This is a genomic window from Corallococcus terminator (assembly GCF_003611635.1).
In the GTDB taxonomy this organism is placed as follows: Bacteria; Myxococcota; Myxococcia; order Myxococcales; family Myxococcaceae; genus Corallococcus; species Corallococcus terminator.
This window is the reverse complement of sequence record NZ_RAVZ01000297.1, coordinates 1-12,649: the sequence shown is the minus strand read 5'-3', so window position 1 is coordinate 12,649 and position 12,649 is coordinate 1. Positions and strand designations below refer to the sequence as shown.

The window sequence follows — 12,649 nt, the reverse complement described above, 5'->3', positions numbered from 1 at the left end:
CCACCACCCCCACCAACCTCACCCGGTGCCGTTCCATCACCTTCAAGGCACCCAGGAGGGTATCTGTGGGAAAAACTGTGGCAATGAAGGTCGACACCGCTTCCTTGAAACCCCGGCCCTGCCCCATTTCTGCGACCTCCCAGCGAATACCTCGTACCTCCTGCAACTGCCCTGCCGTCGCATGAAAGTCCCTGTGCGACACGGCGGCATCGTCTGGCGGTCGGGCGTAGACTGAAGACGTGACATCACGACAGGCAGCGGCACCCCGGTTGAGCCGGATGGCGGACCTCTTCACGCGAGCAGTCGAGCGCGGCAAGGAGGGGTTGCTGACACTGAGCTTCAAGCCGGATGAGCTCTACCGGGTGCCCACGGACGACGGGGCCGCCATCGCGCTGGGGCGCTACCACCCGCGCGGCGAGCGCCGGTACGCGGAGCCCGTCATCCTGTGCCACGGGCTGGGAGCCAACCGCTTCCACATGGACTTCAACGAACAGTACAGCCTGGCGCGCTACCTGGCCCGGGCGGGGTTCGAGACCTGGGTCATCGAGCTGCGCGGCCGGGGACTGGCCGGGGCGTGTGCCGACTGGAATTTTGATGATCAGGCGGAACACGACGTGAGAACCGCTTTGCGCACGGTGATGTCCACCGGCGCCCAGCAGGTCCTCTGGGTGGGCCACTCCAAGGGAGGCCTGATGCTCTACGCCCACCTGGCGAAGAACCCCCAGGCGCCGGTGAAGGCGGGCGTGGCCCTGGGCGCGCCGTTCACGTTCGCGGTGCAGCCGGGCCTGCGCGCCTTCGTGCAGCGGGTGGAGCCGCTGCTCAAGCTGAAGGTCATCCCCACCCGCCGCGTCACCAGCATCGCCTTCTTCGGGGCGCCTCCGGGGCCGCTCACCCGGTACATGATGCTGGCGGAGAACATGGATCCGCAGGTGGTGCGCTGGGCGCTCGCCAACGTGCCGGCGGACATCGCCGGGGGCGTGGGGCGGCAGTTCGCCCGGTGGATCATCTCCAGCAAGTTCACCTCCTATGATGGCGAGTTCGACTACCGCGAGCCGCTGGCCGGGGTGCGCATCCCCTTCCTGTTGATCGCCGGCAGCCGGGACCTGCTCGCGCCGCCGCTGGCGGTGGCCCGGGCGAAGGAGCACCTGGGCGGGCCGGTGAAGATGCTGGTCGCCGGAAAGGGTCACGGCTTCGCGGAGGACTACGGCCACGCGGACCTGGTGCTGGGCCGAAAGGCGCCGGACGAAATCTTCCCCCAGGTGGAGGCCTTCCTGACGTCCAACGCCACGAAGCTGTAGGACCGCCAGCGGCCTCCCCGTGGGTTGTCGGGGCCCCGACGCCGTGCTACCCGGAAGGCCGTCCCATGGGCCCATCCGTTCGCTTCCCATCCCGGCCGTGACGTCCCGCTTGAAAGCCCCGCGGCCCGGCACCACCGTGGAAGGTCCCCCGCTGTCCCTCCCGAGGCCTCCGCGCATGCGTCCTGCTTTCCTCCGCGCCTCCCTGCTGTCCTGGTCCGCCGCCCTGGTCTTCGGGGTGGGCGTGCTGGGCTCCGCCGGCTGCCGTCCGCCGACGCAGGAGGGCCCGGACCCCACGGTGGTCGCCACCGTGAACGGCGAGTCGCTCAGCCGCACGGACTTCGAACAGGAGCTGGGCCGGGAGCTGGCCACCACGGAAGGGCCTGAGCCCACGCCTGAAGAGGTGGAGCCCTTCAAGCGCGCGCTCGTGGACACGCTGGTGAAGCGGATGCTGCTGCTCCAGGCGGCCAAGCAGAACAACATCGCGGTGACGCCCGAAGAGGTGGACCGGGGCGTGCTGCGGCTGTCGGGCGACTATCCGGCCGGCAACTTCAACGAGGTGCTCGCCCAGGGGCAGTTGTCCATGGCGGAGCTGCGCGCCCGGGAAGCGAGCCGGCTCACCATTGAGAAGCTCTTCACCCACCACGTCTATTCGCGCGTGGCGGTGACGGAGGAGGAGCTGCGCGCGTACTACGCGGCGCACGAGGCGGACTTCCAGGAGCCGGAGGAGGTCCACGCGGCGCAGATGGTGGTGAAGGGGCTGGACGAGGCGCGCAGGCTCCAGGTGCAGCTCAAGTCCGGCAAGAAGTTCTCCGACCTGGCCCGGCGCTATTCGCTCAGCGCGGACGCCAAGGTGGGCGGGGACCTGGGCTTCTTCCCCCGGGGACAGATGCCGCCGGCCTTCGACGAGGTGGTATTCAAGCTGGGGGTGGGGCAGGTTTCGGACGTGGTGTCCACGGAGTACGGCTACCACCTGTTCAAGGTGCTGGAGCGCAGGGCGGCGAGGAAGCGGGAGCTGGTGGAGGTGCGCTCGAAGGTGGAGGCCCGCCTGCTGGAGACCAAGCGGGCGGAAGCGCAGGAGGCCTTCGAGAAGGACCTGCGTGAGAAGGCGCAGGTGGTGGTGAACGAGGCCACGCTGCAGACCATCCGCGGGCGGCCGGCGCCGCAAGCGGCGAAGTGAAGGACTTTTCCGGGGGCCTGTGGGTTGGCCGTCCCGGGGTTTCGTGGAGAGGGTCGTTGCGATGAAGAACCTGGTGGCGTTCCTGGCGGCGGTGATGCTCCTGGCGGGCGGTACGTCCGCGCGCGCGGAGCTGGTGGACAAGGTGGCGGCGGTGGTGAACCGCGATGTCATCGCGCTGTCGGAAGTGCAGTTGCGCGCCGCGCCGGAGCTTCAGCGCATCAATTCGGAAGTCGACGCGCGCAAGCGCACCGAGGCCCGCGCGCAGCTCATGAAGAGCGCGCTGGACACGCTCATCGGCGAGAAGCTGATGGAGACGGAGGTGCAGCAGTTGGGCATCACCACCACCGACGCGGAAGTCGAAGAGCTGGTGCAGGACGTGCTCAAGCAGAACAACGTCCCGGACATGAAGCAGTTCGAGCAGATGCTCATCAACGAGGGCTACACGCTCGCCAGCTACAAGGACATGCTGCGCAAGCGCGTCGTGCGCGACAAGCTCTTGCGCATGAAGGTGGGCCCCAAGGTGAAGGTCACCGAGGAGGACCTCAAGGCCGCGTACACCCAGTACACGCGCATGGAGAGCGAGGACGTGGAGGTGCACGCCCGCCACATCCTGGTGCAGGTGGACGCCAAGGCCACGCCGGAGCAGGTGGCCGCCGCGAAGCAGAAGGCGGAAGGCATCGCGAAGGAGGCCCGCCGTGAGGGCATGGACTTCTCCGCCCTGGCGCGAGCCCGCAGCGAGGGCCCCAGCGCGGCGGACGGCGGTGACCTGGGCTACTTCAAGCGCGGCGTGATGGTGCCCGCGTTCGAGAAGGCCGCCTTCAACCTCAAGCAGGGCGAGGTGAGCGAGCCCATCCGCACCAACTTCGGCTGGCACATCCTGAAGGTGGAGGAGCGCCGCAACGTCGCGGTGGCCTCCTTCGACGAGATGAAGCCCAAGCTGGAGTCCAAGCTCCTCTCCGAGAAGACGGAGAAGTTCCTGGAGCAGTACGTCCAGGAGCTGCGCTCCAAGGCCAACGTCGAAGTGAAGATGTGAAGCGCACCCCGGTGGCCACGACGCCCGCGCTGCCTCGCGTGGGCATCTCGCTGGGGGACGTGTCGGGCATCGGGCCGGAGGTGACGGCCCTGGCGCTGGCTCGCCCCGCGGTGCGCCGCGCGCTGGTGCCGGTGGTGTTCGGGGATGGGCCCACGCTGGAGGGCTTCCCCCTCTTCCGCCGCTTCCCTCGCGTGTCCCTGGAGGAGCTGGGGCGCACGACGGGGCCGGCGGTGGTGGAGGTGACGCGGCTTGCACAGAAGCACCGCGTGCCGGGCAAGCCTTCGCGCGAGGGTGGCAAGGCGCAGTACGCGTACGTGCGGGCCGCCATCGACGCGATGCGCGCGGGCTCGGTGGACGCGCTGTGCACGGCGCCCGTGTCGAAGGAGGAGATTTCGCGCGCGGGCATCCCCTTCATGGGCCACACGGAGGTGCTGGCGGACGCGTTCGGCGTGGACGTGTTGATGATGATGGACGGGCCGCGCGTGCGCATCGCGTTGGCGACGAACCACGTCCCCATCTCCGCGCTGCCGAAGCTGCTGACGGTGGACAAGCTGGTGGCGCAGCTCCAGTTGCTGTCGCGCAGCCTGGAGCCGGTGGTGGGCCGCAAGCCGCGCATCGCCGTGCTGGGCCTCAACCCGCATGCGGGCGAGGGCGGCATGCTGGGGCGTGAGGAGGTGGAGGTGATTGGTCCCGCCATCCGCCGCGCGCGCTCCAAGCGGGTGGATGCGCACGGGCCCATTCCCGCGGATGGCCTGTTCGCCCGGCCCGACGAGGTGGGCGCGAAGTACGACGTGGTGCTGGCCATGTACCACGACCAGGGACTCATCCCGGCCAAGGCGCTGGACTTCGAGCGCACGGTGAACGTGACGCTGGGACTGCCGGTGCCGCGCACGTCGCCGGACCACGGCACCGCCTACGCCATCGCCGGCACGGGCACCGCGAGCTGCGTGCCCATGATGGAGGCGCTGCTCAAGGCCGCCCGGCTTTCGCGCGGACCTGGAGCAGGTGCTTCGCCAGGTCCTCGCCGTCCGCCAGCGGGTCGATGAGCTTCGCGTGTGTCCCCTTCGCCGTGGCGTCGGGGACGACGAGCGTGGTGACCAGCCCCGTGGGGCAGTGACCCAGACAGGACGCGGGGATGAGCTGCGTCTGCCCCGCGAGCCCGTGGGTCTTCAGCGCTTCGCGCACGCGGCGGGGAAGGTCCGTCCCCCCCGCCTCCACCGGCAGGCGCATCAGGCACCGGTGGCACAGGTGCACCTCGATGGGGTCTGGACCCTCCGGCACCGGAGGCGCGCGCTTCGTCATGACCCGACAGAGGATAAGCGCCTCCGGGATGCGGTGCTGAGCGTTCCTAGAAAACGAAGGGGAAGCGCACGGGGGCGTCCATGGCCACGCGGTGCACGGGGAACTTCCAGCCGCGCACCCGGTCCTCGACGCAGCCGGCGAGCGGCGAGCCGCGCAGGGACTCGGTCTCCATGGCCACTCCGGACACGCTGCCGGAGGTGTCCACCGACCAGCGCACCTGGAAGCGACCGCCGTTCTCCAGGGCCGTGCCGGCCTTGAAGTTCTGGACGCAGGCGGAGATGTCCGGCTGGTTCGTGAGGACAACCGCGCTCACGTCGGAGGGAGACAGGCGCTCCGGGCCGGCGGCGCTGGGGGCCGGCGGGATGTAGACGGTCTTCTCCGGGGCCTGCTTCGACGCCTGGGCCTGGGCGGACTCCGCCTCTTCGGTGAAGCCCATCTCGCGCGCGAAGTCCTCGTCGAACTCCGAACCCGGCGGCGCGGCCTCCTCGGCCTCGGCGGCGGCGGCGGCCAGGCGAGCCTGCTCGATTTCCTCGGCGGTGATTTCACGGCCGAAGGACAGCTCGCGAACCTCGCCCGTGTCCTCCGGCTCTTCAAGGGTGGCGGCACGCGGGGCCACGGGGGCCTTCTTCTTCGTCACCGGGGCGGACGCCGTGGGCGCCTGGGCTTCCGGAGCCAGCGTGTGCAGGCCGGTGGTCAGGCCCACGTTCGCCGGGCCCGCGAGCACGGGCGCGTTCGGCGTGAGCGACTGCGCGGCTCGCTGGGCCTCCGTCAGCGCGGACGTGCCCACCGTGTTGGAGACGGACGCGGCGGCCTGCTGGAAGTCACCCGACGGCTGCCAGCCCGGCGCACCCGAGCCACCGTAGGCGCCCATGACGTCCTGCGCGTTCGTGGCACCCGGCACGCCCGGGGCCTGCTGGGAGTCCGTGGCGCCCGGCGCACCCGCGACAACCCGTGCCCCAGCGGCGCCCACGACCTGCCGCGAACCCGCCACCTGCGCGGATTGAGTCTGGGCAGTGGACACGTACTGATCATTTCCCGAGGTCAGTCGCACACCCGCGACGACGAGCAGGCCCGCTGCGAGCGCGCCCATCGCCACGGCGCTGACGAAGGAGAAGGGATTCATCCCCAGGATGCGCGTCGACACGTCGGCGATGGCCGGCGGCGGAGCCTCGGGGGCCGGCGCTTCGTAGGGCACCCACGGCTGCGGCGAATAGGCCGCGGCCGGAGAATCGGGCGAGGCCCAGACATTGGATTGCGGAGCGCTGTCCCACGACGTGGCGTTGTCGGAGGACGGCGACTCCTCCGCGCGCAGCCACTCCGGGATGACGAAGTTCGCGGCCTCGTCCGACAGCGACATCGGGACTTCCGTGTCGTCGTTGGAGGACTGCGGCAGCGACTCCAGCCAGGACTCTTCCGTGGAGGCCAGGTCGAGCAGCGCGCGCATGGAGCCAGTCGCCGCGACGTCCTGCACGGCGTCGTCGATGTCGATGTCGATGTCTTGAGAAGGACCGGAGAAGAGCGCGCGATCCAGGCACGCATCCAGCTCCGCGTCGAAGGTTTCGGGGTCGTGGGAGAAGCCCGCACCGCCCGCGGAAACCGGAGTGCCGACACCCTGCGCACGCGACAGCCCATCACCCGTCAGAAGCTCGCTCACGCCACCCTCCCGCCGCCCTTACCGCGCCAGACCACCAACCCACCCAACCGCCAGGGGACCGATACTAGGAACGGCCCCCAATCGCGCTACCGCGAGCGTCGTGTCCTGAACGCTCCGGACGCGTTTTGCCCACTGGCATGGCCTCAAACGTACGGCCCCGCACTCCACACTGTGCGCCCCTGTGCGGACGGGGCCCGGGTTTCCACCGCGTGGCTCAGTAGCGCGGGACGCTGCCGGCCTTGGGCTTCAGGCTGCTCGGCGGGGCCTGGACGCCGTTCACGCTCAGGCCCGCGTGCATGAAGGACGAGGCGTTCTCCAGGAAGGCCGCTGGGAAGTTCAGCGTGGGCTTGGAGATGTCGTCCAGCGCCTTCACCTGTTCGGGCGTGAGCTTCAGGTCCAGCGCGCCCAGGTTGTTGTCCAGTTGCTCCAGCGTGCGCGCGCCCAGGATGGTGGACGCCACGCCCGGACGGTTCTGCACCCAGGCCAACGCCACGCGCGCCACCGTGGAGTCCTGCTCCTTCGCCACGCGCTGGAGCAGGTCGATGAGGTCGTAGGTCTTGTCGTTGAGCGAGCTCTCCGCCCACGCGCCCCGGTCCGCCTTCTGCTTGCCCGCGTTCTGGCGCGTGTACTTGCCGCTGAGCGCCCCGCTGCGCAGCGGCGACCACGGCGTCACGCCCAGCCCCAGCTCCAGCGCCATGGGGATGAGCTCGCCCTCCACCGTGCGCTCCAGCAGCGAGTACTCGATTTGCAGCGCCACCAGCGGCGCCCAGCCCCGGAAGGACGCCGTCAACTGCGCCTGCGCCACCTTCCACGCGGGCGTGTCGGAGAAGCCCACGTAGCGGACCTTGCCCGAACGCACGAGGTCATCCAGCGAGCGCATCGTCTCCTCGATGGGCGTGTTCGCATCCCAGGCGTGCATCCAGTACAGGTCGATGTAGTCCGTCTGGAGCCGGCGCAGCGATTCCTCGCACGCGGCCATCACCGACTTGCGGCCCGCGCCGCCGCCGTTCGGATCCTTCTCGAAGAGGTTGCCAAAGAACTTGGTGGCGATGACCACCCGGTCGCGCTTCGCGGGGTCCTTGCCCAGGTGGTCCCCGATGATCTTCTCCGAGTGGCCGAACGTGTACACGTTCGCCGTGTCGATGAAGTTGCCGCCCCGCTCGATGAAGCGGTCCATGATGGCATTGGATGTCTGCACGCTGCTGCCCCACCCCAGGTCCTCGCCAAACGTCATGGCGCCCAGACAGAACGGGCTGACGCGCAGGCCGGAACGGCCCAGGGTGACGTAGTGATTGAGCGACATGGAAGGGTTCCCCGCGTAGAAAGTGGCACGGCTGAAGGCGCGCGGAGCCAATCCCAGACGCCCTACCGCGCCAACGGCCTTTGGCTTCAGACGTCCAACGCGGAACAACGTCTGGCCCGCATCCGCCTTGCGCAAGACATCCCGGCGCTTCAGCGGGTCGCGGAGGCCGGAGGGTCCTCCAGCGAGCAGCCATACACAGGCGTGTCGCCGCCCGCGCCGCCTTCACGCAGCACCCGCTCCAACGCCATGCGCCCCGGGCTGTCCCCCGCGTGCCCCCGCGCCACGGTGAGGCCTCCACTGAAGCGCAGGTGGCCTTCCGCGCCATAGAGCACCACGTGTCCGGAGGTCGTCGCGCCGAAGCGCTTCGCCTCCACGCCGCCCGGATCCTTCAGCACCGTGACGCCGGGGATGCGCGCGGCGGCGCGCCACAGCTCGCCCTGCTCCCAACCATCCTCCAGTCCCTCCGGACGCAGGAACAGGACGAACGCATCCACGCGCCCGCCCGCGTGCGCCATCAGCGTTTCGAGCTCCGCGACGCTGGCCCGCGTGCAGGGACACTTCGGGTGCGCGAGCATCACCAGCACGGGCCGCCCCGCCTGACGTGTCAACCGCGTCCCTTCCGGCCACCGCTCCACCATCGCCTGCGCATCTCCCGGCGTGAGCGAGTACCGCGCCAGCGTCACGAGCCCGAAGCCGATGCCGCCCAGCCACAGCGCGCCCGTGAGCACGAGCCATCCCCGGGAGGAAGGAGTCTTCATGCGAGGTGTCTCCAGGAAGAGGTCGACGCTACCGACTCCCCCGCGGCACCGACAGGTCCCCTCCCCACGGTCCAGGCAAGTGTCCGTCCCCTGGCGACAGCGGCCCTCGCGGTCCATGGAAGCCCCCTGCATCCCGCGCGCACCACCTCCCGTGAGGGTCCGCCTCCGACATGGGCCTGTCACTCGGCAGACCGTCCGTTCCGCGATAAAGGGAGTGTCCATGCGAATCCTCTTCCCTGCCCTGCTGGGCATGACGCTGGCCGCCGTGGGTTGCTCCTCGCCCCAAGAAGTGGTGACTCCGGATGAGGAGACCGTGGAGCGGGGCCCGAAGACCATCGCCGTGGATGGCGACCCCAACGGCCTGTGGTGGGACGCGCAGAGCGCGACGCTCTTCATGGCGGACGACGAGAACAACCGCGTGCTGCGCTACCGCGATGGCGAGGGCATCTCGCTGGTCGCGGACCTTCCCGTCACCTCCGCCGACAGTCCGGGCCTGGGCGCGCTGGCGCGGCTCACGGACGGTACGCTGGTGGTGGTGCGCTTCGGCGGTGGCACCGCGGGCGACGTCGTCTACGTCCGGCCGGATGGCACCTCCGCGGTGGTGCCCAACCTGCTTCCGGAGCGCCGCCGCATCGGCATCACCGTCACGGCGGATGGACAACTGTTGGACGGCTACTTCGTGCGCAACAACAACGTGAACGTGGGCAGCGTGGCCCGACTCACGCTGGAAGGCACCGAGCAGGAAGTGGTGGGCGCGCTCCAGAAGCCCGTGGGCGTGCTCGCGGTGGGCGACACGCTGTTCATCTCCGACCAGCTCGCGGGCAAGGTGTACCGCTCGCCGCTGTCCAATCCCTCGCAGATCGTGCCCTTCGCCACGCTGTCCAGCCCGGACCTGCTGGCCCAGGGCCCCGGGGACACGCTGCTCACCGGCAGCCGCGACGGCACCGTGCTGAGCATCCGCCCATCGGGCGAGGTAAGCGTGCTGGCCGGTGGCTTCCAGCAGCCGCACGGCATCGCCTACGACGCGAAGAACCAGCGCATCTTCGTCGCGGACCATGACGGCGACCCGACCAACGGCACCACCCACACCCTGCGCATCCTGCCCATCGCGGAATGAACCGCCCGCTCACGCTCGCCGCCCTCGTCCTCCTGTCCGCGTCGGGTGCCCGCGCGCAGGGGCCGCTCATCACACCCACGCTCGTGGGCGAGGTGGACTACCGCATCCACGCGGACGACATCGAAGGCCATGACGGCTTCACACTCGCGCGCCTGCGGATGGGGGCTCGCGGACAGCCCGTGCCATGGCTCGTCGCCGTGGGCACCGCGGAGTGGGCGCAGGAGAAGCCCGCGCTGCTCGACGCGTACATCGACCTGCTCGTCATCACCGGCGTGCGCCTGTCCATCGGCTACGCGAAGACGCCGCTGTTTCCCGCCGGGCGCGACCAGAGCATCGAAACGTTGCCCATCCCGGAGCTGCCCCTGGTGACGCAGGCCTTCTGGGCGCGGCGAGACCTGGGCCTGGAGGCGCAGTGGACGCCCGCGTCGCTGCCCCTGGAAGGGTGGCTGCGATTGGGCAATGGCTCCGGCAGCCCGCTGGGCAATGACAACGCCTCGCCCTCCGTGGACGCGCGTCTGGACGTGCACCATGGCGGTGCGCGCCTGGGCGCGGGCGTGCACGTGGAGGACGCGTTCGACCGGCCCGGCATCGGTGGACGGCTGCCACAGAACTTCCTCTTCTACCGACCGCCGCCCGTGTCCGGCTATCGCACCGTGACGGAGGCGCATGGCCGGCTGGACGCGGGGCCCGTGCGCGTGGACGTGCAGGCGGCGGCCGCGTGGGAGCACCGCTCGCGGGACACGGATGGGAATCCGGCCACGCCTCGCGAATCGCTGCCCACGATGAGCAGCCAGGGCCTGGGTGTGGAGGCGTCCTGGGTGGTGCGTGGCAAGCCGCGTGAAGGCAACCAGTGGCCGCAGGCGCTCGCGGGCGTGGGCTCCGAGGGCATCCCTTCCGGTTCGCTGGAAGTGGCCGCGCGCATGGAGCGGCTGTGGCTGGGACGCGGCGCGGAGGACGTGCAGCCCGGTGGCGCGACGGGCGGCGCGTTGAGCTTCCGCTGGTGGGTCACCGGCTTCCTGGGCGTGGGCGTCGCGGGCTACGTGAACCACTACGACACCCCGCCCGTGGAAGAGCCCACGCGCGAATGGACGTACCTGGCGCTGCTGCGCACCACGGTCAGCATCCACTAGCTCGGAGACGGGATGGGCGCGCGGCCGGACTCCACGACCTGTGGCCCGCGCCCGGGGAACTGCACGGCGGCTTCGCGCTCCTGCTGCTTCTCCAGCAACTTCACCTGCGCGCGCGTGCGGTGCAGTCCCTCCCCCAGCCACTCGTAGGCCCGGTGCAGGAAGAAGGACGCGGCGCTGAGCGCGAAGATGGAGGCCACGAAGCGGGTCTCACGAGGACGCACCGTGGACGCGGCCACGAAGCCCGTCGCCACCCAGGGACTCAGGCAGAAGGGACAGTCCAACAGCTCGCCCAGCGCGCGGCGCGGTCCTTCGCCCCTCGCCGTCTCCACCACCTCGCCCGCGGTGCTGTCCGAATCGAAGCGCACGAACGGCGCGCGCAGCGTGCTCGTCACCCGGTCCAGCGCCACCAGTCGCGTCACCGCGTGCGTGGCGACGCCGAACAACGCCAGGTCCTTCCACCCCAGGCGCTCGGGCAACCGCCGCCCTGATGCGCCCATCCATCCCAGGAAGCCGAGCATCGACGTGCCGAACGTCCCGATGAGCGCCGCATACGAGCCCAGCGGATGGTGCTCCGAGTCATAGCCGGCGAACGGTCCCGTCTCCTGAAGCGCTTTCATGCGGTGGGCAGCCTCCGTGTAGCGCCAAAGCTGTGCACTCCACCGCGCCTCAAGCATCCAGGCGGTCAGGCCCGCGGACCCTCGCCCGTGCCCGCCATGTCCAACACCGCCGCCCCCCGCACGCGCCCTTCGCGCAGCGCCTGGAGCGCCTCGTTCGCGGCGGACAGGGGGAACACCTGCACCTCCGTGCGCACGGGCACGCGCGGCGCCAGCGCCAGGAAGTCCAGTGCGTCCGAACGCGTGAGGTTCGCCACCGAGCGCACCACGCGCTCCTCCCACAACACCGAATAGGGAAAGGAGGGGATGTCACTCATGTGGATGCCGCCACACACCACCACGCCGCCCTTGTCCACGGCCCGCAGCGCGGCGGGCACCAGCGCGCCCACCGGGGCGAAGAGGATGGCCGCATCCAACGGCTCCGGCGGCAGCACGTCCGAACCTCCCGCCCACACCGCGCCCAGCTCTCGCGCGAACGCCTGGCCCTTCACGTCGCCATCGCGCGTGAAGGCATACACCTTGCGCCCCTGGTAGCGGGCCACCTGGATGAGGATGTGCGCGGCGGCGCCAAAACCATACAGCCCCAGCCGGGGCCCCTCACCCGCCATGCGCAGACTGCGAAAGCCGATGAGCCCCGCGCACATCAGCGGCGCGGCCTCCAGGTCCCGGTACGACGGCGGCAGCGGGAAGCAGAAGCGCGCATCCGCGACGGTGTACTCGGCGAAGCCCCCGTCCAGGTCGTAGCCGGTGAAGCGCGCCGTGTCGCAGAGGTTCTCCTTCCCCCAACGACAGAAGCGGCACTGCCCACAGCTCCACCCCAGCCACGGCACGCCCACGCGCATCCCGGGCACGAAGCCGCCCACCCGTTCGCCCGTCATCACCACCGTCGCCACGATTTCGTGGCCGGGCACCAGCGGCAGCTTCGGGCGGGTCAGCTCACCGTCCACCACGTGCAGGTCCGTGCGGCACACGGCGCAGGCGTGCACCTTCAACAACACCTGCTCCGGCCCGGGCTCCGGAATGGGGAGGTGCTCCTCCCTCAACGGCTGCCCGGGTGCGTGGAGCACCATCGCCCGCATGGTCCCTGGCATGCCCCGCCTTCCTTCCCACCCGCGGCCTTCGCGGGTGATGAAGACAAGGTAGTCAGTGCCAGATGACCCGACCGCTGCCGCTCACCCGCGCCTGGGTGGAGATGGCATGGCCGAAGAGGTCCACGCTCCCCGACGAGTCGAGCGAGATGACCACCCCGCCCCCGTCCACGAA

12 protein-coding genes and 1 pseudogene are annotated in these 12,649 nt (G+C 70.2%); 6 read left to right on the top strand and 7 right to left on the bottom strand.

Annotated elements, in window-relative coordinates; all coding sequences use genetic code 11:
• Positions 1-202, bottom strand: a pseudogene (locus D7V88_RS43935) (hypothetical protein); the annotation flags it as partial.
• A 76-nt stretch (positions 203-278) separates the two neighbouring features.
• On the opposite strand from D7V88_RS43935, the gene D7V88_RS31810 reads away from it, so the two are divergent.
• From D7V88_RS31810 to pdxA, 4 genes are all read left to right on the top strand, one after another.
• On the top strand, positions 279-1,298 hold the full coding sequence (locus tag D7V88_RS31810; protein ID WP_120544375.1) for an alpha/beta fold hydrolase: 1,020 nt from the start codon (positions 279-281) through the stop codon (positions 1,296-1,298).
• Positions 1,299-1,473: 175 nt separating this feature from the next.
• Positions 1,474-2,475, top strand: a complete 1,002-nt coding sequence (locus D7V88_RS31805; RefSeq protein ID WP_120544374.1) for a peptidylprolyl isomerase — start codon at positions 1,474-1,476, stop codon at positions 2,473-2,475.
• A 61-nt stretch (positions 2,476-2,536) separates the two neighbouring features.
• A complete protein-coding gene (locus tag D7V88_RS31800) occupies positions 2,537-3,508 on the top strand; it encodes a peptidylprolyl isomerase (RefSeq protein WP_120544373.1) in 972 nt (323 codons plus the stop codon).
• Positions 3,505-4,554: a 4-hydroxythreonine-4-phosphate dehydrogenase PdxA gene (gene pdxA, locus D7V88_RS31795; protein ID WP_244238503.1), complete on the top strand. Its 1,050-nt coding sequence runs from the start codon at positions 3,505-3,507 to the stop codon at positions 4,552-4,554. Before D7V88_RS31800 ends, pdxA begins: the two co-directional genes overlap by 4 nt.
• Here the strand turns inward: pdxA and D7V88_RS31790 are convergent.
• From D7V88_RS31790 to D7V88_RS31775, 4 genes are all read right to left on the bottom strand, one after another.
• Positions 4,478-4,810: a hypothetical protein gene (locus D7V88_RS31790; protein WP_120544372.1), complete on the bottom strand. Its 333-nt coding sequence runs from the start codon at positions 4,808-4,810 to the stop codon at positions 4,478-4,480. The two genes, pdxA and D7V88_RS31790, sit on opposite strands and share 77 nt — an antisense overlap.
• 46 nt (positions 4,811-4,856) lie before the next feature.
• Positions 4,857-6,464 (bottom strand): AgmX/PglI C-terminal domain-containing protein, encoded by a 1,608-nt coding sequence (locus tag D7V88_RS31785; protein ID WP_120544371.1) that lies wholly within the window; start codon positions 6,462-6,464, stop codon positions 4,857-4,859.
• Positions 6,465-6,678: 214 nt separating this feature from the next.
• On the bottom strand, positions 6,679-7,767 hold the full coding sequence (locus tag D7V88_RS31780) for an aldo/keto reductase (RefSeq protein WP_120544376.1): 1,089 nt from the start codon (positions 7,765-7,767) through the stop codon (positions 6,679-6,681).
• Between the two features lie 149 nt (positions 7,768-7,916).
• Positions 7,917-8,525, bottom strand: coding sequence for a thioredoxin domain-containing protein (locus D7V88_RS31775; RefSeq protein WP_120544370.1), 609 nt, complete (start codon positions 8,523-8,525; stop codon positions 7,917-7,919).
• A 220-nt stretch (positions 8,526-8,745) separates the two neighbouring features.
• Between D7V88_RS31775 and D7V88_RS31770 the strand changes: the two genes are divergently transcribed.
• Both D7V88_RS31770 and D7V88_RS31765 read left to right on the top strand, forming a co-directional pair.
• Positions 8,746-9,642 (top strand): YncE family protein, encoded by an 897-nt coding sequence (locus D7V88_RS31770; RefSeq protein WP_120544369.1) that lies wholly within the window; start codon positions 8,746-8,748, stop codon positions 9,640-9,642.
• A complete protein-coding gene (locus D7V88_RS31765) occupies positions 9,639-10,772 on the top strand; it encodes a putative porin (RefSeq protein WP_120544368.1) in 1,134 nt (377 codons plus the stop codon). The genes D7V88_RS31770 and D7V88_RS31765 overlap by 4 nt, the downstream gene beginning before the upstream one ends.
• On the opposite strand, the gene D7V88_RS31760 is transcribed toward D7V88_RS31765, so the two are convergent.
• Positions 10,769-11,389, bottom strand: coding sequence for a DUF1360 domain-containing protein (locus tag D7V88_RS31760; RefSeq protein WP_120544367.1), 621 nt, complete (start codon positions 11,387-11,389; stop codon positions 10,769-10,771). The genes D7V88_RS31765 and D7V88_RS31760 overlap by 4 nt on opposite strands.
• 65 nt (positions 11,390-11,454) lie before the next feature.
• A complete protein-coding gene (locus D7V88_RS31755) occupies positions 11,455-12,477 on the bottom strand; it encodes a zinc-dependent alcohol dehydrogenase family protein (protein ID WP_120544366.1) in 1,023 nt (340 codons plus the stop codon).
• Positions 12,478-12,649: the final 172 nt, after the last annotated feature.